The organism is Cellulomonas fulva, assembly GCF_018531375.1.
GTDB lineage: Bacteria > Actinomycetota > Actinomycetes > Actinomycetales > Cellulomonadaceae > Cellulomonas > Cellulomonas fulva.
In genome coordinates this window covers 145,856-169,151 of record NZ_JAHBOH010000001.1, presented here as the reverse complement: position 1 = coordinate 169,151, position 23,296 = coordinate 145,856, and the positions used below count along the sequence as shown (strand labels likewise).

22 protein-coding genes and 1 pseudogene are annotated in these 23,296 nt (G+C 73.0%); 13 read left to right on the top strand and 10 right to left on the bottom strand.

Annotated features, from left to right (window positions below):
* Positions 1-75: 75 nt before the first annotated feature.
* Positions 76-528: an anthrone oxygenase family protein gene (locus KIN34_RS00765; RefSeq protein ID WP_307858020.1), complete on the bottom strand. Its 453-nt coding sequence runs from the start codon at positions 526-528 to the stop codon at positions 76-78.
* A gap of 82 nt (positions 529-610) precedes the next feature.
* Between KIN34_RS00765 and KIN34_RS00760 the strand changes: the two genes are divergently transcribed.
* Both KIN34_RS00760 and KIN34_RS00755 read left to right on the top strand, forming a co-directional pair.
* Positions 611-1,180: a TetR/AcrR family transcriptional regulator gene (locus KIN34_RS00760; RefSeq protein WP_214345825.1), complete on the top strand. Its 570-nt coding sequence runs from the start codon at positions 611-613 to the stop codon at positions 1,178-1,180.
* A gap of 154 nt (positions 1,181-1,334) precedes the next feature.
* Entirely contained in the window at positions 1,335-1,976 is a 642-nt protein-coding gene (locus tag KIN34_RS00755; protein WP_214345824.1) for a maleylpyruvate isomerase family mycothiol-dependent enzyme, read from the top strand.
* Positions 1,977-2,034: 58 nt separating this feature from the next.
* On the opposite strand, the pseudogene KIN34_RS00750 reads toward KIN34_RS00755, so the two are convergent.
* The 5 genes and pseudogenes from KIN34_RS00750 to KIN34_RS00730 all read right to left on the bottom strand — a co-directional run.
* A pseudogene (locus KIN34_RS00750) lies at positions 2,035-2,370 on the bottom strand (DUF6924 domain-containing protein); the annotation flags it as partial.
* A 171-nt stretch (positions 2,371-2,541) separates the two neighbouring features.
* Positions 2,542-3,138 (bottom strand): DUF8817 family protein, encoded by a 597-nt coding sequence (locus KIN34_RS00745; protein ID WP_214345822.1) that lies wholly within the window; start codon positions 3,136-3,138, stop codon positions 2,542-2,544.
* Between the two features lie 16 nt (positions 3,139-3,154).
* Positions 3,155-3,556 (bottom strand): hypothetical protein, encoded by a 402-nt coding sequence (locus tag KIN34_RS00740; protein ID WP_214345821.1) that lies wholly within the window; start codon positions 3,554-3,556, stop codon positions 3,155-3,157.
* 133 nt (positions 3,557-3,689) lie between these two features.
* On the bottom strand, positions 3,690-4,115 hold the full coding sequence (locus tag KIN34_RS00735; protein WP_214345820.1) for an iron chaperone: 426 nt from the start codon (positions 4,113-4,115) through the stop codon (positions 3,690-3,692).
* Positions 4,116-4,201: 86 nt separating this feature from the next.
* Positions 4,202-4,828: a hemerythrin domain-containing protein gene (locus KIN34_RS00730; protein ID WP_237689014.1), complete on the bottom strand. Its 627-nt coding sequence runs from the start codon at positions 4,826-4,828 to the stop codon at positions 4,202-4,204.
* A gap of 7 nt (positions 4,829-4,835) precedes the next feature.
* Between KIN34_RS00730 and KIN34_RS00725 the strand changes: the two genes are divergently transcribed.
* Together KIN34_RS00725 and KIN34_RS00720 are read left to right on the top strand one after the other, a co-directional pair.
* A complete protein-coding gene (locus tag KIN34_RS00725) occupies positions 4,836-5,510 on the top strand; it encodes a CGNR zinc finger domain-containing protein (RefSeq protein WP_307858019.1) in 675 nt (224 codons plus the stop codon).
* 47 nt (positions 5,511-5,557) lie between these two features.
* Complete coding sequence (locus KIN34_RS00720; protein ID WP_214345817.1) at positions 5,558-6,205, top strand: 4a-hydroxytetrahydrobiopterin dehydratase; 648 nt, start codon at positions 5,558-5,560, stop codon at positions 6,203-6,205.
* A 65-nt stretch (positions 6,206-6,270) separates the two neighbouring features.
* Here the strand turns inward: KIN34_RS00720 and KIN34_RS00715 are convergent, their stop codons facing one another.
* The 3 genes from KIN34_RS00715 to KIN34_RS00705 form a co-directional block, all read right to left on the bottom strand.
* Positions 6,271-6,627 (bottom strand): DUF4180 domain-containing protein, encoded by a 357-nt coding sequence (locus KIN34_RS00715; protein WP_214345816.1) that lies wholly within the window; start codon positions 6,625-6,627, stop codon positions 6,271-6,273.
* 137 nt (positions 6,628-6,764) lie between these two features.
* A complete protein-coding gene (locus KIN34_RS00710; protein WP_237689139.1) occupies positions 6,765-9,089 on the bottom strand; it encodes an exo-beta-d-1,3/1,6-glucosidase in 2,325 nt (774 codons plus the stop codon).
* 142 nt (positions 9,090-9,231) lie between these two features.
* Complete coding sequence (locus KIN34_RS00705) at positions 9,232-9,711, bottom strand: nitroreductase/quinone reductase family protein (RefSeq protein ID WP_214345815.1); 480 nt, start codon at positions 9,709-9,711, stop codon at positions 9,232-9,234.
* A gap of 391 nt (positions 9,712-10,102) precedes the next feature.
* On the opposite strand from KIN34_RS00705, the gene KIN34_RS00700 reads away from it, so the two are divergent.
* The 3 genes from KIN34_RS00700 (at position 10,103) to KIN34_RS00690 (ending at position 14,802) form a co-directional block, all read left to right on the top strand.
* Positions 10,103-11,971: an ABC transporter family substrate-binding protein gene (locus KIN34_RS00700; protein ID WP_214345814.1), complete on the top strand. Its 1,869-nt coding sequence runs from the start codon at positions 10,103-10,105 to the stop codon at positions 11,969-11,971.
* A 189-nt stretch (positions 11,972-12,160) separates the two neighbouring features.
* Complete coding sequence (locus tag KIN34_RS00695) at positions 12,161-13,699, top strand: ABC transporter permease (RefSeq protein ID WP_214345813.1); 1,539 nt, start codon at positions 12,161-12,163, stop codon at positions 13,697-13,699.
* Positions 13,696-14,802, top strand: a complete 1,107-nt coding sequence (locus tag KIN34_RS00690; RefSeq protein WP_214345812.1) for an ABC transporter permease — start codon at positions 13,696-13,698, stop codon at positions 14,800-14,802. The genes KIN34_RS00695 and KIN34_RS00690 overlap by 4 nt, the downstream gene beginning before the upstream one ends.
* 59 nt (positions 14,803-14,861) lie before the next feature.
* Here KIN34_RS00690 and KIN34_RS00685 read toward each other — a convergent pair whose 3' ends face one another.
* Complete coding sequence (locus KIN34_RS00685; RefSeq protein WP_214345811.1) at positions 14,862-15,458, bottom strand: PH domain-containing protein; 597 nt, start codon at positions 15,456-15,458, stop codon at positions 14,862-14,864.
* A gap of 77 nt (positions 15,459-15,535) precedes the next feature.
* Here KIN34_RS00685 and KIN34_RS00680 point away from each other — a divergent pair, with 77 nt between their 5' ends.
* The 6 genes from KIN34_RS00680 to KIN34_RS00655 all read left to right on the top strand — a co-directional run bounded on the left by KIN34_RS00680 (position 15,536) and on the right by KIN34_RS00655 (position 23,122).
* On the top strand, positions 15,536-17,404 hold the full coding sequence (locus tag KIN34_RS00680; protein WP_214345810.1) for an ABC transporter ATP-binding protein: 1,869 nt from the start codon (positions 15,536-15,538) through the stop codon (positions 17,402-17,404).
* A gap of 37 nt (positions 17,405-17,441) precedes the next feature.
* Complete coding sequence (locus tag KIN34_RS00675) at positions 17,442-19,235, top strand: ABC transporter substrate-binding protein (protein ID WP_214345809.1); 1,794 nt, start codon at positions 17,442-17,444, stop codon at positions 19,233-19,235.
* A gap of 85 nt (positions 19,236-19,320) precedes the next feature.
* Entirely contained in the window at positions 19,321-21,252 is a 1,932-nt protein-coding gene (typA, locus tag KIN34_RS00670) for a translational GTPase TypA (protein ID WP_214345808.1), read from the top strand.
* A 1-nt stretch (position 21,253) separates the two neighbouring features.
* On the top strand, positions 21,254-22,198 hold the full coding sequence (locus KIN34_RS00665; RefSeq protein ID WP_214345807.1) for a PIG-L family deacetylase: 945 nt from the start codon (positions 21,254-21,256) through the stop codon (positions 22,196-22,198).
* Between the two features lie 4 nt (positions 22,199-22,202).
* The gene (locus tag KIN34_RS00660) at positions 22,203-22,625 is read left to right on the top strand and encodes a hypothetical protein (protein WP_214345806.1); all 423 of its coding nucleotides are present in this window, start codon (positions 22,203-22,205) and stop codon (positions 22,623-22,625) included.
* Positions 22,622-23,122, top strand: coding sequence for a flavin reductase family protein (locus KIN34_RS00655; RefSeq protein ID WP_214345805.1), 501 nt, complete (start codon positions 22,622-22,624; stop codon positions 23,120-23,122). The genes KIN34_RS00660 and KIN34_RS00655 overlap by 4 nt, the downstream gene beginning before the upstream one ends.
* The last annotated feature ends 174 nt before the right edge of the window (positions 23,123-23,296 follow it).

The window sequence follows — 23,296 nt, the reverse complement described above, 5'->3', positions numbered from 1 at the left end:
TCCGGCCGAGATCGTCATCCTGAGGTGACGACCTCGCCGGACCTCACGACCTCGCGCTCGAGGCCCGGGGCGCCGTCAGATCAGGGCCGCAGCGAGCCCGACGAGCGCGAACGCGGCGACGAGGAACGCGACGCGGGCGATGTGCAGCCGGTCCCAGCGCCGGTGCTGCTCGCGCCAGTCGGCGGGGTGGTCCTCGGCGGTCCAGCTCGACGACCGGTTGTTGATCGGCACCAGCCAGAGCACCGACATCAGGACCGTGACGACGAGAAGTGCGGCCGCGACCAGCGACGCGGTCGCTGCCGACGTGCCCCACGCGACGGCCGCGAGGGCGCCCGCCAGGACCAGTGAGCCGACGTACCAGAACGGCATCGCGCGCCCGAGCATCCGGGCGCCGTAGGCCCGCGCGGTCAGGGACGCCCCGGCGTCGAGCTGCAGCAGGATCGGGTTGATCACGACGGCTACCGCGAGCTCGACGCCGACCATCAGGCCGACCACGGTCACGGTGACGACAGCGAGAGCAGTCTCCACGAGAACTCCTATCTAGCGACGCTAGAATTTCTAGCAGTGCTAACGTATGGCTGTCCCGACCGCAGCGCAAGAGGGAGAGCCGATGCCGGAGCAGACGGTGCGCCAGCAGCGCCACGCCGAACGGCGGCGTCGCATCCTCGACGCCGCGCGCGACCGTGCCGACGCCGACGGGTGGTCCGCGGTCACGACCCGCCACCTCGCCGCGTCGATCGGCTACACGCAGCCCGTCCTCTACGGGCACTTCCCCGGCGGGAAGCCCGAGATCATGCTCGCCGTCGCGCTCGAGGGCTTCGTCGAGCTCACGCGCCGCTGCCGGGCTGCGCTGGGCGACCGGCGCGGCAGGGAGGCGGTCGAGGCGGTCGCCGTCGCCTACCTGGACTTCGCCGGCGAGCACCCCGCCGTCTACGAGGCCATGTTCCAGCAGCCGATCGGCACTCGGTTCGCGAGCGAGGACACGGTGCCCGACCTACGCGCCGGGTTCGACGTCCTGGCGGCGGCCGTCGGCGACGACGGCGACGGCTCCGCGACCGAGGTCTTCTGGGGCGCCCTGCACGGGATCAGCCTCCTGGAGCGCGCCGAGCGCATGCGCGTCGAGGCTCGTCCGTGGCGGGTCGCCCAGCTCGGGACGCGGTTCGCGGCGCCCAGGGGGTGACGACCCCGCTCAGTGGCTCATCGTCGGCACGGGTCCGAGCGAGCTCGGCGTGCACCCGGCGAGCGGCGTGCACCAGGGCAGCGCACGGACCTCACGCCGGCGCCGCGCGATCGCGAGGGGCTCGGACACGTCTGGGGCTGCGGGGACGTGCATGATGTCGGGTGTGCGAACGAGCGACGTCTGGCCGGTTGTGCATGCCGAGCGGCAGGCACTGGTGTCCTTCCTGGAACCGCTCGCCGAGGAGCGCTGGGCGACGCCGTCGTTGTGCGAAGGATGGAGCGTGCACGACGTCGTCGCGCACCTCGTCGACACCGCGCGGACCACGCGGCGACGTTTCGTCGTCGGTCTGGCGGCGGCGCGCTTCGACTTCGACCGCCAGAACGCGAAGGGGGTCGCGCGCGAGCGGGGCGCCACGCCCGCGATCACGCTGGAGCGTCTGCGGGCGGTCACAGGGTTGACGGCGTCCCCTCCGGCGGCCCCGGAGACCCGGCTGGTCGAGGCCGTCGTGCACGGCGAGGACGTCCGGGTACCGCTCGGAGCGACCGGGCACTACCCGCACCAGGCGGTGGAGCGCGCGCTGCGGTACCAGGCGCGGACCTCGGTGTCGTTCGGCGGCGGTCGCCAGCATGTCGTCGGCCTGGCGCTCGAGGCCGACGACGCCGACGTCGTTGTGGGGAGCGGACCAGCGGTGCGCGGTCCTCTGACGTCCCTGCTCCTGGTCGCCTCGGGGCGCCGGTCGCACCTCCCGCACCTGAGCGGTCCGGGCGTCGTCGAGCTCGAGCGCCGCCTCTCCTGACGAGGCGGACACCAGAACCGTCTCAGCGGCGCCACCGCGTGGTGCCCTGCCGCGGGCGTCACTCCCAGCCGCGGAACACGCCGTCCTCGCCCGCAGAGTCGGCGAACTCGAAGAAGTCCATGTTCGCGACCGAGAGGTTCGTCTCGATCGCGTAGACCGCGGCGGCGGTGCAGCGGAACCACCGGCCGTTCTCCGCACCGAGGCTGAGCACGACGAAGGTGCTGTCGACCATCGTCTGCGCGTCAGCGACGAACGCGTAGGAGAGATCGCCGGAGCGGTCCAGCCCGGCCAGGTCCTCGGGCCGCATCCCGGCGAGGGCGGGATCCTCGACCGGGACGAGGTATGCCTCGTGCGGGCCGTACGGGGGTCTCGACCGGCGCCGTCGCCGCCGCGAGGGCTGCCAGCTACGCGGGGTCGTCCGTGAAGTGGGTGCGGATCAGTGGAGATCCGCCGTCGGGTGCGCGGAGAGTCGCCATGGAGCGAGCCTCCCATCTCGACGACCGCCCCAGGGGTGGTTCGGCCGACCACTTCGGCGGCGCACCCGCCGGAGCCGCGCCGGTGGGTGTCAGCGTTCGACCTGGCGCTCTTCGAGCTCGGCCAGGAGCTCGCGCGCATCCTCGAGAGCGGGGTCGTCGGCCGGGGCGCGCCGCAGCGCGCCCTGCAGGACCTTGAGCGCCTGGGCCTCGTCGCCCTTGCTGTCGGCGAGGACGACGGCGTTCTGCACGGCCTCGCCGAGCCGGCTGAGCTCGGCGGCGGGCGCCGGCGCACCGCGGCCGCGGTGGAAGAAGCGGATCCAGTTCCCTGCCGGGTCGACGAGGCTGAAGCCGGTGACGCCGTCGGCATTCTTGCGGGGGCGTGGTCGCGTGATCCGCGGGAAGCCCGCGACGGGCAGGCGCCCGTAGGCCTGCCGCAGCCCCGCCGCGAGCTCGTCCCAGATCGGGCCGGTGTCGTCGACGATCACGAGGCACGAGCTGTGCGACGCCTCCGGGACGTGGCCGTCCAGACCGTAGTACTGCAGGTCGAACCCGTGGCCGTGGAGGGCGAGGCACGCGTACGGGCGGTGCTGGCGGAACGTGGTGCGGAACCCCATCGCGGCGAAGAACGGCTCGATCTCGTCGATGTCGGCGCAGGGCAGCAGCGGGACGGTCTGCGGAGGCGGCATGCCGGGTTCCCGGGGGTCAGCCGGCGACGAGGTCGTCGGGCGAGGCGAGGGGCACGAGCCCGGTGACGGCGGCGCGGAGCTCCGGGTCGACCGCGACGAGCGCGTCGGCCTGCAGCTGGGAGACGGCGACGTACTCGGCGGTGCGCACCTGCGCCCAGCCGTGCTCGAGCGCGAGGTCCAACGCCCGGCGCCGCGAGACGCGGTCGCCGAGCAGCCGGATCTTCGTCTCCGTCATGCGGGTGTGCGTGAGCAGCGCGTCGGCGCGGTCACGGCGGCCGCCGCGCACGTCGTCGAGCAGGAGCTGCAGGGCGTCGACCAGGATCGACTTGGGTGCGACCAGCTGGACGTCGGCGGCCGGCGGGCGGTCCTGGTCGACGAGCCGGAGCAGGGCGGGAGCGTCGATCGCGAAGCGCGTCATCACGACATGCTCGCCCCGGCCGGCGTCCCGGTCCACCGGCAAGGTCGGACAGCGGCGAGGTCGCGACGTCCCGTTGCGGTCGTGAGCTCGACAGAACGATCTCGACGGGAGGTCACGACCTCGCGGGCGGGGGTCAGCCTGCGGCGCGCGCGATCAGCTCGCCGATGCGCTTCTCGTCGGCCGGGGTCAGCGTCGTGATCGCGAAGGACGTCGGCCACATCGAGCCGTCGTCGAGCGCGGCGGAGTCGTTGAAGCCCAGCGTGGCGTAGCGCGCCTTGAACTTGGACGCGGGCTGGAAGAACACCGCGACCTTGCCGTCCTTGGCGTACGCGGGCATGCCGTACCAGGTCCGCGGCGCGAAGGCGGGGGCGTGCTCGGCGACGAGCGCGTGGATCCGCTCGGCGATCGCGCGGTCGTCGTCGGGGAGCTCGGCGATCTTCGCCAGCACCTCGGCCTCCGGGTCGACCTTGCCCTTCGTCGCGCGGGTCTCCTTCGCCCGCTCCTTCATCGCCGCGCGCTCCTCGGCGGTGAAGCCGTCGTTCTCGTCGTTCGTCGCCATGTCGTCGTGCTCCCTCGTCGTCCTGGTCGGTGTCCCACCAGGCTAGGGAGGCGGCTGCGGGCCGTGCTTCTCGATTCCTGACGCGCTCAGGCGGTGCCGTAGACGCGCGCCCGGTGGGCGGCGAACTGCCGTCGCCCGACGAGCCGCCACGCGAGCCGGCCCGGCAGCGGGAGGTTGCCGCGCAGCCAGCCCGCCCGCTCGTCGGCCGGGACGACCTCGAGGATCCAGCCGAGCTGCAGCAGCAGCTTGTCGCGCGGGATCGTGGACATCCCGTGCTCGTGCAGCGCGCCCCACTCGCGCTGCGTCATCACGGTCGACGCGGTCGGGAGGATCGCGCTCTCCTCGTCGCCCAGGTGCGTGAGCAGGGTGTCCCGGATCGCGTCGAGCGTCGCGGCGACGACCGCGCGCGAGTCGGCGCGCGCGGCGTGCTCCCACGCGGGCAGGACCTCGTCGAGCCCGCGCAGCTGCGCCGCCGTCGCGGCGTGCTGGGCACGCATCCGGCCCACGTGCAGCGCGCAGGCCGGCGCCCGCGTCTCGAGCGTCTCCCACAGCAGCTCGTCCTCGCCCGAGTGGTGGTGGTGCAGCGCGCCCGCGACCTCACGGACGTGCGCCGCGACGACGAGCGCGCGTTCGACGTCGCCGTCGTCGACACCGCGCACCAGGTCCGGTGCGTCGGTGAACGCGCGCCGGAACAGCGCGTGGATCGTGAGCATGTCGGAGGTGTCGCAGCCGGGGGCCTCGGCGGGACGCGCCGACGACTGGTTCGACGACCTGCTCGACGACCGGTTCGACGACCGGCTCGACGAGCTGCGGGACGCGCGGGCGGTGCTGGGGGCGGTCATGGTCGGCTCCAACGTCACTAGTGAACAACGAACGACGGTGACGACTATGCTGGGCACCGTGCCGCCCGTCAACACCCTCGAGCCCTGGATCACCCTCGGCACCGAGCCCGGCGTCGCCCCCGGCCGGCTCGAGCGCGTGCGCGCGCTGCTGAACACCGACGACCGGTTCCACGGCGTCGAGCGCCTGGGCGCGCAGGCGCCGGCGGGGCTCCGCGAGCTGCGGGACGGGCTGCGCGCGTACGTCGTGGCGGGGGAGCAGGAGGCCCTCGACCGGGTCGCCGCCGGGCACCGGCTGGTGCTCCGGGTGACTGCGGACGGTCCGGCACTGGTCCCGTCCGACGAGGAGGACCACGTCGCCGGCCTGCTCGTCGACGTGCTGGAGGAGCACCGCGCGGGGCGGCTCCAGCGACTGAAGGCGTGCGCCAACCCCGCCTGCCAGTGGGTGTACTACGACGCGTCGCGGAACCGGTCGGGACGCTGGTGCTCGATGGGCGAGTGCGGCGACGTCATGAAGGCCCGCGCGTACCGCGCGCGCTCGCGGGCCGGGGCGTGACCTCCCGCTGACGTGCGCGTGTCGGTGGTCCTCGTCACCATGGCCTCATGGAGACGCTGACGGGACAGCAGGTCGCGGACGCCGGCCTGACGGGCTGGGTCAACCTGGGCGGGAGCCTGCACACACGCGTCGCGACGGGTGACTTCGCGGCGGGACTCGCTCTGGTGAACCGGATCGGGGAGGAGGCGGAGGCTCGCGACCACCACCCCGACGTCGACCTGCGCTACGGCTTCGTGGACGTGCGGCTGACCAGCCACGACGCCGGCGGGGTGACCGAGCGGGACGTCGCGCTCGCGCGGGTGGTCACGGCGTACGCGCACGCGGCGGGCCATGCGCTCGACGGCGCGGACGTGAGCCGGTTCGAGCTCGCGCTCGACACGCCGGACCGGGCGCAGGTGCTGCCGTTCTGGGGTGCCGTCCTCGGGTTCGAGCCGCGTGAGGGGATGGACGACGAGGTGCGGGATGCCGCGGGCGCGCTGCCCCCGGTCTGGTTCCAGGAGTCGGGGTCCGAGGAGCCGCGGCAGCGCTGGCACCTCGACGTGTGGGTCGACCCCGGGCAGGTGCAGCCGCGGATCGACGCGGCCGTCGCGGCGGGCGGACGGCTCGTGGACGACGAGGCGGCGCCGAGCTTCTGGGTGCTGGCGGACGCCGAGGGCAACCGCGTCTGCCTGTGCACGTGGCAGGACCGCGGCTGACCGAACCCTGGACGGCGCTCGGCGGTGCTCGGCGGCGCTCGGCAGGACTCGGCGGCCCGCGCGGCTCAGGCGCTCAGTCGGGACTCGAGCTCGTCGCCGTCCGCGACGAACCACACGTGCCGGCCCTCGTTGGATGCGCTCACGTACGCGCGCAGCGCGTCCGAGGCGGCGACCTGGGCGGCGATGTCGCCCACGACGGCGAGGTGGAGCCGATAGCGCTCGAGCTTGCCCGTGAGCTCGCCCGCGACGCCGGTCGGCAGCTCGAAGAACGCGGGGTCGAGGCGCTCGACGGGGACCACCACCACCCGCACGCCGTGACCCCACGCGTCACCGATCAGGTCGGTCGCGGTGGCGGCACCGACGGGAGCCCCCGCGGGGTCCAGGACGAGAACCCGCTGATCACCGATGACCTCGACGTGCATGGGCCCACCGTAACCGGGCCCGGCGCGCCACGGGAGCGGTTCCGGGACTCGGGCACGTCACGGTCGTCCAACGATCCGGCCACCGCCCGGACACGGGCCCGGCGACAGCTCGCCGGGCCCGCGCTCCTCCCGGTCGGTCAGGCGATCGCGAACCGCGCGACGAGCTGGGCGTCGCGGACCGACGACGGCCCGACCCGCAGCTCGAAGTCGCCGGGCTCGACCACGCGGCGCGCGTCCGCGTCGACGATCGAGCAGGCCGCGGCGGGCACCGCCAGGTCCACGACGACGGACTCGCCGGGCGCGACCGCGACCTGCCGGTAGGCCTTGAGCTCGGACTCCGCCCACATGGTCGTCGTCACCAGGTCGGAGACGTAGACCTGCACGGTCTCCAGGGCCGGCCGGGAGCCGGTGTTGCGCAGCGTGACCCGTGCCCGGACGTCGCCGTCGGCGGCCACGCTGGGGGTCAGCACCTCGAGCTCGTCGTACTCGACCGTGGTGTAGGTCAGCCCGTGGCCGAACGCGAACGCCGGGCGCTGCGTCAGGTCCGCGTAGCGCGTGCCGTGCTGGCCGCGGAGCTGGTTGTAGAACGTGGGCTGCTGACCCGCGTGCCGCGCGAAGGAGATCGGCAGGCGGCCCGACGGCTCGACGAGCCCGAGCAGGATCTCCGCGATCGCCTGCCCGCCGCGCATGCCGGGGTTCGCCGCCCACACCACGGCCGCGGCGTCCAGGGCGGAGTCCGGCAGGACCAGCGGCTTGGACGCGACGACGACGACGACCATCGGGGTGCCGGTCGCCGCCAGGGCGTCGAGCAGCGCGACCTGGCCGCCGATGAGCTCGAGCGTGGCGGTGGAGCGCCCCTCGCCGACGAGCTCGATCCGGTCGCCCACGACCGCCACGACGTAGTCGGCGTCGCGCGCGGCCGCGACGGCCTCGGCGATCAGCGCCTCGTCGGGGGCGCACGGCACGACGACCTGCGGGCGCGGCTGCCCGTCCGGGAACAGCTCGCCCTCGGGGTCCGGCGCGAGCGTGAGGATGTCCGCGCCACGCGCGTAGGTCACGTCCCAGCCCTCCGGCGAGCGCTCGCGCAGACCGTCCAGGACGGTCTCGATCATGTGCCGCGGGTGGCCGTCGGGCAGCCAGTCCGCCTGGCCCGAGCGCCCGGCCCAGTCGCCGAGCTGGGTGTCGGTGTCGTCCGCGTTCGGGCCCACGACGAGCACGCGGCGGCGCTCGGCGCCGGCCGGGGCGACCGCGCGCTCGTCGTCGCCGGCGGCCGCGGTGCAGCCCCCGGCGAGCGGGAGGACGCCGTCGTTCTGCAGCAGGACCACCGAGCGGCGGGTGAGCTCGAGGTTCACGGCCTCGTGCGCCGCGACGCCCAGCACCTCGGCGATGCGCGCGTCGTCGGGCCGGCGCGGCTCCTCGAACAGGCCGAGCTGGAACTTGAGCGTGAGGATGCGGGAGACGGCGGCGTCGATCGCGGCCTCGTCGAGCAGGCCGTCGGCGACCGCCCGCTGCGCGCCCGCGAAGAACTGGGGCGTCGTCATGACGACGTCGTTGCCCGCCTTCACCGCGGCGGCGGCCGCGTGCGCGTGGTCGGGCTGGATCTGCTGCTCCCAGACCATGCGGCCGACGTTGTCCCAGTCGGTGACGAGCGTGCCGGTGTAGCCCCACTCGCCGCGCAGGACGTCGGTGAGCAGCCAGTCGTTGACCGTGATCGGCGTGCCGTCCATCGACTGGTAGCCGAGCATGAACGTCGCGCAGCCCTCGCGCGCCACGCGCTCGAACGGCGGCAGGAACCAGGCCGTGAGCTTGCGACGGGAGATGTCCGCCTCGGTCGCGTCCCGCCCGCCCTGCGTCTCGGAGTAGCCCGCGAAGTGCTTGGCCGTCGCCAGGATCGCGGTCGGGTCGCCCAGGCCCTCGCCCTGGTAGCCGCGGACCATCGCGGACGCGAGCTCGCCGATGAGGAACGGGTCCTCGCCGAACGTCTCCGAGACGCGGCCCCAGCGCAGGTCGCGCGCGATGCAGAGCACCGGCGAGAACGTCCAGTGGATGCCCGTGGCGGCGACCTCGACGGCGGTGATCCGCGCGGCGCGCTCGACGAGCTCCGGGTCCCACGAGGCGGCCATGCCGAGCTGGGTCGGGAAGATCGTGGCGCCCTCGAAGAACGAGTGGCCGTGGATGCAGTCCTCGGCGATGAGCAGCGGGATGCGCAGGCGCGTGGTCGCCGTCACCTCGTGCGCCTCGCGGACGGCCGCCGGGGAGGTGTGCAGGATCGACCCGACGTGGCTGCCCTCGATCAGCTCGCGCACGTTGTCACGCGAGTCGAGCTGCATCATCTGGCCCACCTTCTCGGCCAGCGTCATGCGTCCGACGAGGTCCGCGACGCGCTCGGCGACCGGGCGGGCGGGATCGAGGTAGGGCGGCTCCGACGTGGCGGCGGGGTCCTGGGCGGGATCGGTGTGCAGGGCGGTCACGGGCAGTCCTTCGTCGGCGTCACGGCTTCGGTGGCGTGGTCCCCGCGGCGTGCGGGAGCGTTTCCACGGGGGAGCCTAGCGCGACTCGGCTTACCGCGTGGTAAGTGTTCGTGCAGCGATCCGGCTGCCGCCGTCAGGAGCGCGGGTCGAGCCGTGGTTCGAGCACGAACAGGGGCAGCGACCGGCCCGCGCGCTCGGCGTAGGCCTCGTACCCCGGCCAGATCTCGCGCATGCGCGGCAGCAGGCGTACGCGCTCGTCGTCGGAGGCGGGCCGCGCGACGACGCGGGTGGTGACGCCGCCGACCGTGACGCTCGCGTGCGGCTCGGCGAGGAGGTTGAGCGCCCAGGCCGGGTCGTGGCCCTGGCCCCAGTTGGACGCCAGCACCACCCAGGCGGTGCCGTCGCGCCCGTAGAGCAGCACCGCGTCGCGCGGCTCGCCCGTGCGGCGCCCGGTGGTGGTGAGGACGAGCTGGGGGAGCCGCGCTCGGCCGAGCACCGACCAGCGGCCGTCCGTGGCGCGCTGGATCCGACGGTCCAGTCGAGAGGCGGCGCGGCCGACGCGGGCGAACGCGCGGGTGCTGCCGAGGCTGCGGGCCAGGTCGCTGAGGTTCACCCCGACATTCTCGGGGCCGTGCCGCGAGGCCGGAGCGTGGCCGGAGCCGGCCGTGGCGCGAGCCCGCGTGTGAACTTGCCGTACCAGTCGTGTTTCGGGCGCATAACACAGGCCCGAGGAGAGCGGCGTCGGTTTGACAGCGGGTGGACCGAGATCACGCACGTGGACACGATGAAAACGGGGCGAAGCCCCGGGCCTGTCTCACGATGCGGACGCTACCGGTCAGTATCAATCGGGTAACGATCAGTCGAAGCGCCTCCGCTGGCCCGTTATGCCCGATTTCACTTGACTACCGTTGCTCTCAACCCTGGCGGGTCTGCCGCCCGGGCCGGGTCGCGTGCTCGTCGCGGCCGGGACCGGAACGCCTCGCCACCTTCTCCAGGAGGATCAATTGAGGATCAACCGTAAGGTCGCGTTCGCCGCGATCGCGGCGGTCAGCGCGCTGTCGCTCGCCGCATGCTCGAGCGACGGCGGCAACGCCGACGACGACGCCACGGGCGACGGCGACAACGCCGGCATCAGCCAGGACACGTCGGTCAACATCGCGTGGAACCAGCCCTTCTACTCGGCCAACGGCACGAGCATCACGGGCAACGCGACGGCCAACAACGTCATCCTGTACATGCTCAACTCGGGCTTCAACTACTACGACGAGGACCTGAACCTGGTGCAGGACACCTCGTTCGGCTCGTACGAGAAGGTCTCCGACGACCCGCTGACGATCAAGTACACCTTCGCGGACACCGCGAAGTGGTCGGACGGCGTCGCGGCGGGCCCCGCCGACCTCCTCCTGGAGTGGGCCGCCCAGAGCGGGAAGTTCAACAACGTCGAGGCCGAGACCGACCCCGAGACCGGCGAGATCACCAACCAGGACGAGCTGGACGCGGGCGTGTACTTCGACGCCGCGAGCCCGGCTGTCGCCCTGATCGAGGAGACCCCGGTCATCGAGGGCAACTCGATCACCATGACCTACACCAAGCCGTTCGCGGACTGGGAGACGGCCATCGGCGTCAACCTGCCGGCGCACGTCGTCGCGCAGCGCGCCCTCGGCATCGAGGACGGCGCCGAGGCGGCCGACGCCCTGGTGAAGGCGATCCAGGACAACGACACCGCGTCGGTCTCGAAGATCTCCAAGGTGTGGAGCACCGACTTCAACTACGCGTCGATGCCGGCCGAGGCCGACGCGAACCTGCTGGTCACCTCGGGTGCCTACACCATCACGGACTTCGTGAAGGACCAGTACATCACCCTGACCGCGAACCCCGACTACGAGGGTGAGCACAAGGCCGCGATCAACAAGGTCACCGTCCGCTACAACGGCGACCCGATGGGCCAGGTCACGGCTCTGCAGAACGGTGAGGTCGACCTCATCAACCCGCAGGCCACGGCCGACCTCCTGACGGCGGTCCAGAAGCTCGACGGCGTCGAGGTCGCGACCGGTGCCGAGGGCACCTACGAGCACGTCGACCTGCAGTTCGCCAACGGCGGCCCGTTCGACCCGAAGTCCTACGGCGGCGACGCGGCCAAGGCGCTCAAGGTGCGCCAGGCGTTCCTCAAGACCATCCCGCGCCAGGACATCGTCGACAAGCTGGTCACCCCGCTCGACCCGACGATGACGACCACGCGTGACTCCTTCACGCAGGTCCCCGGCTCGCCGATGTACGACGGCATCGTCGGCGCCAACGGCCAGTCCGACGAGTACGGCACGGTCGACGTGGACGCGGCGAAGTCGCTCCTGTCCGAGGCCGGCGCCAAGGACGTGACGGTCCGCGTGCTGTTCGACCCGAACAACACGCGCCGCCAGAACGAGTTCGAGCTCATCAAGGCCTCGGCCGAGCAGGCCGGCTTCAAGGTCGTCCCGTACGAGGTCCAGACCGACTGGGGCACCGACCTGTCGAACGCGACCGACTTCTACGACGCGGCGCTGTTCGGCTGGCAGTCGACGTCGACGGCCGTGACCGAGTCGGACGCGAACTACCGCACGGGTGCCACGAACAACTTCTACGGCTACTCGAACAAGACGGTCGACGCCGAGTTCGACAAGCTCCAGGTCGAGACCGACCCGGCGGCGCAGGAGGAGATCCTGTCGAACGTCGAGGCCGAGCTCGTCAAGGACGCCTTCGGTGTCACGATCTTCCAGTTCCCCGGCGTCACCGCCTGGAACCCGGAGAAGATCAGCAACGTCTCGAAGCTGACGATCGCGCCGACGATCTTCTACGGCTTCTGGAACTGGACGGCCGGCGAGGCTGCCTCGGAGTGATTCCCGTGACGTCCGGTCCCGCCTCCGTGGCGGGGCCGGGCGTCGCCGGCCTGTGACTCCTGCTCAGGGCGCTGGGAGCACCATCCCAGCGCCCTGAGCGTGTGCACGACCGGTTCGACCCGGACCGTGGCCGCCGCGGGGACTACTATCCCCGAGACCGCGGTGCACCAAACAAGAGGTAGCCCACCCGTGCTGAGATTCCTCACCCGCCGGCTTCTGGCCGGCCTGGCCACGCTCTTCGTGGCCCTCTTCCTGATGTACCTGCTCGTCGCCCGCGCGATCGACCCGCTGCAGGACCTGCGCGAGAGCACCGCGCCGAACAAGCAGCAGCTCATCGCCGCTCGGATCGAGCAGCTGGACCTGGACACGAACGCCGTCGTCCGATTCTTCAAGTGGGTCGGCGATCTGCTCCAGGGTGACCTCGGCGTCGCATGGCGCACCGGTGAGTCCGTGAGCGCGCTGCTCGGGCACGCGATCGTGTCGACCCTGCAGCTCGTGACAGCCGCGACCTTCCTCTCGCTCCTGCTCGGCATCACCGTCGGCATCGTGAGCGCGCTGCGGCAGTACGCGACGTTCGACTACCTGATCATCTTCCTGTCCTTCCTGCTGTACTCGCTGCCGTCCTTCTGGGTCGCGGTCATGCTCAAGCAGTGGGTCGCGATCGGGTTCAACGACTTCCTGCGGGACCCGAACCTGGCGTGGCTGACGATCGCGGTGATCGCCGCCGTCATGGGTTTCCTGTGGTCGCTCGCGATCGGCGGGACGACCCTCCGGCGCGTTCAGGTCTTCCTGGTCGCCGGTGTGGCGACCGCAGCGATGCTCGCCTACCTCCAGCTCTCCAACTGGTGGCTCGAGCCCCAGATCGGGCCGATCCTCCTGCTCGTGCTCGGCGGCGCCATCGGCTTCGCGGTCGTCGGGGTGTTCGCCGGACTGCACAACAGGCGTGCCTTGTGGACGGCACTTTCGTCGGTCGTGCTCGGGTTCGTCCTGTACTTCCCGATGCAGTCGGTGTTCGACCTCGACCCCTTCGGTGTCGACGGCCAGGGCGCCTTCTGGATCCTCCTCGGGCTCGCGGTCGCCACCGCCGTCGTGGGATGGGTCATCGGCCGGCTCTTCGGCGGGCCGGACTGGGGCGTGTCCGCGAAGGTGGGCGTGGCCGTGTCTCTGGTCATGGCCTTCCTCACCTTCGTCGACCAGGTCATGCAGGTCTGGCCGCCGTACTCGAAGGCGCTCGGCGGACGACCGATCCCGACCTTCGGTGACCAGACACCCGGCCTCGGCGGCAACTACTGGGTCCAGGTGCTCGACTCGTTCACCCACCTCATGCTGCCGACGGCGACGCTCGTCCTCATCGCGTTCGCGGCGTACACGCGGTACTCGCGCTCGAGCATGCTCGAGGTGATGAACCAGGACTACATCCGCACCGCCCGCGCGAAGGGCCTGCCCGAGCGCGTGGTGGTCGTCCGGCACGGGTTCCGCAACACGCTGATCCCGCTCGCGACGATCGTCCCGATCGACGTCATCACCCTGATCGGTGGTGCGGTGATCACCGAGGCCGTGTTCGCGCGGCCCGGTATGGGCCAGCTCTTCGTGCGCGGACTCCTCGAGGCCGAGCAGGAGGTGGTGATGGCGTACCTGCTGGTCACCGCCGCGCTCGCCATCATCGCCAACATCGTCGCGGACCTCATCTACGCGGTGATCGACCCGAGAATCCGGTTGGACGCATGAGCACCTCACCCGACCCGCAGCTGCCCGCCGACCAGGCCGGCCGCACCGAGAACGAGATCGAGCTGAAGGACGTCGTCGGTCTCTCGCAGGGCGAGATCGTCCGGCGTCGCTTCTTCCGGCACAAGGGGGCGATGGTCGGGCTCGTCGTCCTGGTCGCGGTCGCCCTCCTGGCGCTGACGTCCGTGGGCGTCGGCCCGATCCCGGGCTGGTGGCAGTTCACCGGCAAGGAGACGACCCTCGCGATCGTCAACCCGGGCGGCGCGCCCACGCTGCAGATGCCCACGTGGCTGGGCGGAGAAGGCTTCGCCATCGGCTCGCACCCGTTCGGGCAGGACGAGCTCGGCCGCGACATGTTCGCGCGGGTGATGCACGGCGTGCAGACCTCGCTCATGGTGATGTTCATCATCGGGATCGTCGCGTGCGCGATCGGCGTGCTCGTCGGCTCGCTCGCGGGTTTCTACCGCGGCCGGCTCGACACGCTCCTCATGCGCACGACGGACCTGTTCATCACCGTGCCGACGATCGTCATCGGCGCGGTCATCGGCAAGATCGCGGGACGCGTGAGCGGCTGGCTCTTCGCCGTGGCGCTCGGTCTGATCTTGTGGACCGGTCTCGCTCGCCTGGTGCGCGGGGAGTTCCTGGCGCTGCGCGAGCGCGAGTTCGTCGACGCGGCGCGCGTCGCGGGCGCGAGCAGCCGCCGGATCATCTTCAAGCACATCCTGCCCAACGCGATCGGCACGATCATCGTGAGCACGACTTTGCTCATGAGCTCGGCGATCCTGCTGGAGACCGCGCTGTCGTTCCTGGGCTTCGGGATCCAGCCGCCGGACATCTCGCTCGGCAAGTTGATCTACGACTACCAGCAGGCGTTCTCCACGCGTCCGTGGCTGTTCTGGTGGCCCGGCCTGTTCATCGTCGTGATCGCGCTGACCGTCAACTTCATCGGCGACGGCCTGCGCGACGCGTTCGACCCGCGCCAGAAGCGCATCCCCTCGGAGCGCAAGATGGCGAAGGCCATGGCGGAGGACGGCACGGGTCGTCGTGCGTACGTCTCGACGGTGCGACCGCAGGACGACGTCCGCAACGCGGGAATGGGCGGCTAGTGCCTCGGACCACGGTCCCGATGACCCCGGTGCGTCACGCCGGGGCGACAGGGGCCCGCTCAGATCGTGAGCGCCAGCACGCTCGCGACGAGCAGGACGAGCGTGGCCGCCGCGAGGCGCAGGTGCCAGGTCCGGCGGACCTGCACCGCGCCCGCGGCGACCGCTGCCCGCGCACCCGCCAGGTGCCCGGCGCGCTCGAGCGCGGCATGCCGGTCCACGATCGCGCGGAGCGCGGTCTCGGCGGTGGCGTCCACGCGCGCGTCCTCGTTGGGCAGCGTGCCGGTGGACCCGCGTCCGCGGGTGAACCAGCGGGCCGAGCTGCTGCTCCGCGGCGGTGCCCAGGCCTCGACGGTGCCGTCGCTCGTCTCGACGCGCAGGCCGAAGCGCACCTCGGCGCCGCGGTACGTCGGCCACGGCACCACGACGGTGCGCCAGACGTTGCGCACCGTGACGCCGCCGTCGGCCACCTCGACCTCGGGTCGCCAGAACAGCGCCCAGGTCAGCAGGACCACCACCCCGGCGACGGGCAGCGCGCGCAGGCCGGCCACCGGGCCGTCCGACACGGCGACCGCCACCACGGCGACGACACCCGCGACACCGGCCGCGATCGTCAGCCACCGTCCGTACCTCGACGAGAACCTCAGCGTGGGACCCACCCCGCCATGCTCCCAGACCCGCAGGTGAGCGCCGCCCGGACCGGGCGTCGGCACCTGATGCAGGAAGGATCCTGACCGTGGCCATCGACACCACCGACGCCCCCGTCCCCGCCGACACGAGCACGCCCGTGCTCGAGGTCCGCGACCTCGGCGTCGACTTCTACGTGGACGGCACCTGGTACCCCGCCGCCCAGGGCGTGACCTACGACGTCCGCCCGGGCGAGGTGCTGGCGATCGTCGGCGAGTCCGGCTCCGGCAAGACGCAGTCGTCGATGGCGCTCATGGGTCTGCTGCCGCCGAACGGCCGCGCCCGCGGCTCCGCCCGGCTGGGTGACCGCGAGCTGATCGGCATGCCCTCGTCGAAGCTCCGCCGGATCCGTGGCCGCGAGGTCGCCATGATCTTCCAGGAGCCGATGACGGCGCTGAACCCGGTCTTCACGATCGGCTTCCAGATCGTCGAGACCCTGCGCACCCACTTCGAGATGGGGCCGGCCGAGGCCCGCGCCCGCGCGATCGAGCTGCTCACGCTCGTCGAGATCCCGGACCCGGAGAAGCGCGTCGACTCCTACCCGCACCAGCTGTCCGGCGGCCAGCGCCAGCGCGCGATGATCGCGCAGGCGCTCGCGTGCGACCCCAAGCTGCTGCTCGCGGACGAGCCGACGACCGCGCTCGACGTGACGGTCCAGGCCGAGATCCTCAAGCTCATGCGCGACCTGCGCGAGCGGATCGACTCCGGCATCGTCCTGATCACGCACGACATGGGCGTGGTCGCGGACATGGCGGACAAGATCCTGGTGATGAAGGACGGCCAGGTCGTCGAGCAGGGTGAGGCGCGCGCGCTGTTCGCCAACCCCCAGCACCCGTACACGATCAAGCTGCTCGAGGCCGTGCCCCACCTGGGGCGCAGCGCGGAGGCCGCCGCGGCCGAGGCTGCCGCGGGGACGTCCGCCACGTCCGCCGGCACGAGCGCCACCACGGACGCCGCCGGCGCGACGACCTCCGCCGACGGCCGCGAGGTCGTCCTCGACGCGGTCGACATGGTCATCGAGTACCCCGCGCGTCGTCGGACCCCCGCGTTCCGGGCGGTGGACGGTGTGAGCCTGCAGATCCGCAAGGGCGAGGTCGTCGGCCTGGTCGGCGAGTCGGGCTCGGGCAAGACGACCATCGGGCGCGCGGTCGTCGGGCTCCTGCCGGTCACGGCGGGCAAGCTCGAGATCGTGGGGCACGACATGGTCGGCGCCTCGATGCGCGACCTCAAGCCGCTGCGCACCAAGGTCGGGATCGTCTTCCAGGACCCGGGCAGCTCGCTCAACCCCCGGCTGCCGATCGGCGAGTCGATCGCGGAGCCGCTGCTGCTGCACCGCGGCACCAAGGGGCAGGGCCTGCAGCGCGAGGTCGAGCGGCTGCTCGACCAGGTGCAGCTCCCGCGTGCGATGCGCAACCGGTACCCGCACGAGCTGTCCGGCGGCCAGCGCCAGCGCGTGGGCATCGCGCGCAGCCTCGCGCTGGAGCCGCAGCTGCTCGTGGCCGACGAGCCGACCTCGGCGCTGGACGTCTCCGTCCAGGCGACGGTGCTCGAGCTGTTCCAGGAGCTGCAGCGGGAGCACGGGTTCGCGTGCCTGTTCATCAGCCACGACCTCGCGGTCGTCGAGATGCTCTCGGACCGCATCGCGGTGATGCACAACGGCAAGCTCGTCGAGGTGGGGGAGACCGCGCAGGTCGTCAACCACCCGCGCGACGCCTACACGCAGCGCCTCCTGGCGGCGGTCCCGGTCCCGGACCCGGCCGCGCAGCAGGAGCGCCGCGAGCGCCGGGACGCGCTGCTCGAGGCGCAGCGCCTCGAGCTCGAGCGCGACGAGGCGAAGCACGCGGGCGAGGCCGCCCGGCGCGAGGTGCACGAGATCTCCGAGGTCGACAACGAGCGCGAGGCGGGTCGCGGCTTCTGAGCACGGCCCGGCGGCAGCGCCGGTCGAGGGGGTGGGCGTGAGGCGCGTCGTCGGCCTGGCCGCGGTCGTCGTGGTGCTCGCGGCGTGCACCTCGTCGCCGCCGCCCGCGCCGCGCCCGGACCGGGCGGCCGACGTCATCGTCGCGGTGGACGTGCCGTTCGGCTCGCTCAACCCCGCGACGCCGGACGGCCGCCTTCCGGGCAGCGAGCTGGTCCGCGCGCTCGTGCAGGACGGGTTCGTCTCGCTGGACCAGGACGGCGTCGCCGTGCCCGACGAGACGTTCGGCACGGTGGAGAAGATCGACGACGACCCGCTGACGGTGCGGTACACGATCGCCCCCACGGCGACGTGGTCGGACGGCGTGCCGGTCACCGCCGACGACCTGCTGCTGGAGTGGGCCGCGCGGTCCGGGTCGTTCGACGACGTGGTGCCCCGGCTCGGCGAGCAGGGGGAGATCACCAACACCGACGAGCTCGACGCAGGCGTGGCGTTCGCGGCGACGTCGCCCGCGCTCGTGCACGCCGAGGAGCCCCCGACCGTCGACGACGAGGGCAGGCTCGTCGTCGTGTACGCCCGCCCGGTGCCGGACTGGCCGGTCGCGCTGGACGTCAACGTCCCCGCCCACGTGCTCGGGCGCACGGCGCTCGGCGCCGCGACCGACCCGGCAGCGGCGGTGACCGCGGCGATCGACGCGGGGGACACGGAGGCGCTCGGCGCCGTCGCGCACGGGTGGCGCACGCTGTTCGACGACGACCAGCTCGGCGCGAGCACCGCGGACGCCGTGACCACGGGGCCGTACGTGGTCTCGGCGGTGCTGCCGGACCAGCGGGTCGAGCTCGCGCGCAACCCGGGGTACCGCGGCTCGCGTCCCGCGCGGTTCGACACCGTGGTGGTCCGCAGCGACCTGCACCCGCTCGACCAGGCGGCGGCGCTGGCCGACGGCGACGTGGACGTGGTCGCGCCGGTCGCGACGGCGGACGTGCGCGCGGCGCTGGACGACGCCGGCGCGGTCACGACGACCGCGGGGGACGCCGCGTGGCAGCTCGTCGCGCGGACCGGCGGCGCGGGCCCTGGTGTGTTCGCGGCGGACGACGAGGACGAGGCGGCCGCGCGTCGCGGCGCGCTCGTGCGCGAGGCGTTCTGGCTCACGGTCCCGCGGGAGGAGGTGGTCGCCGAGGTCGTCCCGCTGTGGCCCGACGCGGCCACGACGACGAGCGTGCTGCCCGTCGTCGGGCCCGCCGCCGGCGGGGCGGTCGCGACGGCCGCGGCGGACCTGGACCGCGCGCGCTCGCTGCTCGCGGACGCGGGGGTGACCCTGCCGGTGCCCGTCCGGCTCCTGGCGTCGACGGCCGAGCCGGTCCGGGCCCGGGCGGTCGAGGACCTGACCGCCGCGGCGGCGGCGGCGGGCTTCACGGTGTCGACGGTCGGCGACCCGGCGACGGACCTGTGGACCGCACCGCAGGCGTGGGACGTGGCCCTCGTGCCCGTCGCGCAGTCCGCGCTCCCGGCCGCGGCGGTCGCGGCGACGTGGGGCACCGGGGGAGCGGCGAACGCCACGGCGTGGTCCGACGAGGCGACCGACGACGCGGTCGCGGACCTCCTGGCCACCACCGACCCCGACGGTCTCGCCGACGCGTACGCGGCGGTCGCCCGCCGGCTGGCGGACGCGGGCGCCCTGCTCCCGCTGACGAGCGGGCCGGCCCTCACGGCGGTGGCGGGTGCACCGGAGAGCGGCACGCCGACGCCCGGCCTGCCGGACGTCGGGCACGTCGAGGCGCTGCGGCTGTCCCGGGCGGACCAGACCGGCTGGTGGGCCTGGGCGACCGGCTGAGTGGGGTGGACCGAGGAGGGTCCGGTAAGATCGATCGGCGCCGATGTCGGCGTGCACCCCACACCCCTTCTCGAGAAGAGTTCGCATGCCTTCGTCCACCTCGGGCACCGCTGTCCGGTCCGACCTGCGCAACGTCGCGATCGTCGCGCACGTCGACCACGGCAAGACCACGCTCGTCGACGCGATGCTGTGGCAGTCGGGCGCCTTCGGCGCGCACGACCACGTCGACGAGCGCGCGATGGACTCGGGCGACCTCGAGCGCGAGAAGGGCATCACGATCCTCGCGAAGAACACCGCGGTCCGGTACGCCGGCCCTGCGGCGGCCGCGGCGGGCCAGCCCGACGGGATCACGATCAACGTCATCGACACCCCGGGCCACGCGGACTTCGGCGGCGAGGTCGAGCGCGGCCTGTCGATGGTCGACGGCGTCGTCCTGCTGGTCGACGCGTCGGAGGGGCCCCTGCCCCAGACGCGCTTCGTGCTGCGCAAGGCGCTGATCGCCAAGCTGCCCGTCATCCTCGTCGTGAACAAGGTCGACCGGCCGGACGCGCGGATCGAGGAGGTCGTCCACGAGGCGACCGACCTGCTGCTGGGCCTCGCGTCCGACCTGCACGAGGACGTGCCGGACCTGGACCTCGACGCGATCCTCGACGTCCCCGTGGTCTACGCCGCCGCCAAGGCCGGCCGGGCGTCGCTCACGCAGCCCGCGGACGGCGGTCTGCCGGACAGCGAGAACCTCGAGCCGCTGTTCGCCACGATCCTCGAGAAGATCCCCGCCCCGACGTACACCGAGGGCCACCCGCTGCAGGCGCACGTGACGAACCTGGACGCCTCGCCGTTCCTGGGCCGGCTGGCGCTGCTGCGCATCTTCAACGGCACCCTGCGCAAGGGGCAGGTCGTGTCCTGGGCGCGCGCGGACGGCACGATGCAGAACGTCAAGGTCACCGAGCTGCTGGAGACCAAGGCGCTCGAGCGGGTCCCCACGGACCAGGCGGCCCCCGGCGACATCGTCGCGGTGGCCGGCATCGAGAACATCACGATCGGCGAGACGCTGACGGACCCCGACGACCCGCGGCCCCTGCCGCTCATCACGGTCGACGACCCCGCGATCTCGATGACGATCGGCATCAACACCAGCCCGCTCGCGGGCAAGGGCGGCAAGGGCCACAAGGTCACCGCCCGCCAGGTCAAGGACCGCCTGGACAAGGAGCTCGTCGGCAACGTCTCGCTCCGCGTCGTGCCCACCGAGCGCCCCGACGCGTGGGAGGTGCAGGGCCGCGGCGAGCTGGCGCTGGCCATCCTGGTCGAGCAGATGCGCCGCGAGGGCTTCGAGCTCACGGTCGGCAAGCCGCAGGTCGTCACGCGCAAGGTCGACGGCAAGGTGCACGAGCCGATGGAGCGCATGACGATCGACGTGCCGGAGGAGTACCTCGGCTCGGTCACGCAGCTCATGGCGCAGCGCAAGGGCCGCATGGAGACCATGTCGAACCACGGCACCGGCTGGGTGCGCATGGAGTTCGTGGTGCCGGCGCGCGGGCTGATCGGCTTCCGCACGCGCTTCCTCACCGACACGCGCGGCACCGGCATCGCGTCCTCGATCGCCGAGGGCTACGAGCCGTGGGCCGGCGCGATCGAGACGCGTCTCAACGGCTCGCTGGTCGCGGACCGTGCGGGCGTCGTCACGCCGTTCGCCATGATCAACCTGCAGGAGCGTGGCTCCTTCTTCGTGGACCCGACGCAGGAGGTCTACGAGGGCATGATCGTCGGTGAGAACGCCCGTGCCGACGACATGGACGTGAACATCACCAAGGAGAAGAAGCTCACCAACATGCGCTCCTCCACGGCGGACAACTTCGAGAACCTGGTGCCGCCGCGCAAGCTCACGCTCGAGGAGTCGCTGGAGTTCGCGCGCGAGGACGAGTGCGTCGAGGTGACCCCGGAGATCGTGCGCATCCGCAAGGTGGTGCTCGACCAGACGGAGCGCGCCCGCATCACGGCGCGCAACAAGAAGGGCTGACGTGGGGGTCCCGTCGGGCGGGCTGGTCGCGGTCCACGCGCACCCGGACGACGAGACCCTGGCGACCGGCGCGCTGCTCGCCACCTGGGCGGCAGCCGGTCGCCCGGTCATGGTCGTGACCGGCACGCGCGGCGAGCGCGGCGAGGTGATCGGCGCCGCGCTGGCGCACCTGCAGGGCGACGGCCCGGCGCTCGCGCGGCACCGGGAGACCGAGCTGGCAGCGGCGCTCGCGGCGCTCGGCGTCCGCGAACACGCGTTCCTCGACACGCTGCCCGGCTGGACCGGCGGCCGGCTCGAGGACTCCGGCATGGCCTGGGCAGACGAGGGCCGACGAGCCGTCGCCGCGCCCGACGCGGTGGCGGCGGGCACGGCCTTCGCCGCGCAGGAGCTGGACGCGCTCGCGGCCCCCCTCGCGCAGCTGCTCGTCGTGCGCCGCCCCGACGTGGTGGTGACGTACGAGCCCCGCGGCGGGTACGGCCACCCCGACCACGTGCGGGCGCACGACGTGACGCAGCGCGCGGTCGAGCTCGCGCGAGCGGCGTCCGTCGACGTCCCGGTGGTCCTGTGGGCCGCGCAGGGGCGGTCGGCCGCCGGCGCCGCGCGTGCCGCGCTGCGGCGGCGCGGTCGCGCCGACGGGTCCGGGGCGACGCTCCCGGCCGACGACGACGTGTTCGCATCGGTCGTCGTGGACGACGAGCACGTGGCGGTCGCGGTCGACACGCGCGCCGTGCGGGACGCCGTGCTGGCGGCGCTGCGCGCGCACGCCACGCAGGTGCAGCACGTCGCGGCGGTCGACGACGAGCCGGCCCTCGCCGGGACGTACGCGCTGAGCCTGGGGCTGTCCGAGCCGATCCTTCCCGTCGAGCAGTACCGCCTGGCCACCGGGACCTCGGAGGGGGCGCTCGACGCGCTCGTCCGGCCCGCCGGGGTCACGCGGGTAGCCTGACGCCGTGCAGCCCATGACCCCCCAGGCGTTCGTCCGGGCGTTCGTCGCGTTCCTGCTCGGCGTCGTCGTCGGGACCATCGGCACCGTGGTGCACCGTGCGGTGACGCCCTGGGGCGTGGTCGCCGCGATCGGGCTCGTGCTCGCGACGGCCGTGACCATGCGCGCGTGGGCGGGCTGGCCGGCGTTCGTCGGCGTCGCGGGAGGCGTGTTCCTCGCGGTCATGGTGCTCACGCAGACGGGGCCGGGCGGCGACGTCCTGGTCCCCAGCGGCGACAACGTGAACGACGTCTGGCTGGGTGGCGTGTGGCTCGGCGGTTCGATGGGCGCGCTGGTCCTGGCCGCGCTCGCCCCGCGACGCTGGTTCTCGGACGCGCCCCGCTCCGCGCCGGTCCCGCCGTCGAGCGTGGTGCCGCCGGACCAGCCGTGACGCCGGAGCCCCTGGCACCCGCGGACGGCTTCCGCGACGCCGTCGCCGCGCTGCCGGCGGGCGTCGCCGTCGTCACGACGACCTGGCGGCGCACCACGTGGGCGATGACGGTGAGCTCGGCCGCCTCGGTGTCGCTCGACCCCCCGCTCCTGCTCTTCTGCGTGCACGCCGACGCGCGCCTGCGCGACGCGCTGGACGAGGTCGAGACCTGGACCCTGAGCGTCCTGGCCGCCGGCCAGGGACCGGTGGCGGACTGGCTCGCGTCCCCCGGCAGGCCCGCCGTCGACCAGCTCGCGCGCGTGCCGCACCATGACCCCGTGCTCGCCGCCGGCGCCCGCCTCGACGGCGCCGCGGCCTGGTTCGACTGCCGCACGACCGCCGTGCACCCCGCGGGCGACCACGACGTCGTCGTCGGGGAGGTGCTCGCCGCGCAACGCGGCACCCGCGGGACCGGTGGTCTGGTGCACCTCGACGGGCGCCTGCGCGACCTGCGCTGAGGCGCGCGGGTGCGCGGACGCGTGAGGTGCCGCTGGGGTGCCGCTCGTGTGGCTCCCGGGTGCCGACCTGTGCGCAGGTGTGTGCGTCGTGCGAGCGGTTGGTCGCGGTCCGATCACGACTCGGCGCTTCGCCCGGGCCGCACGGGAGCGCGACGTAGACTCGCCCGCGGCGTG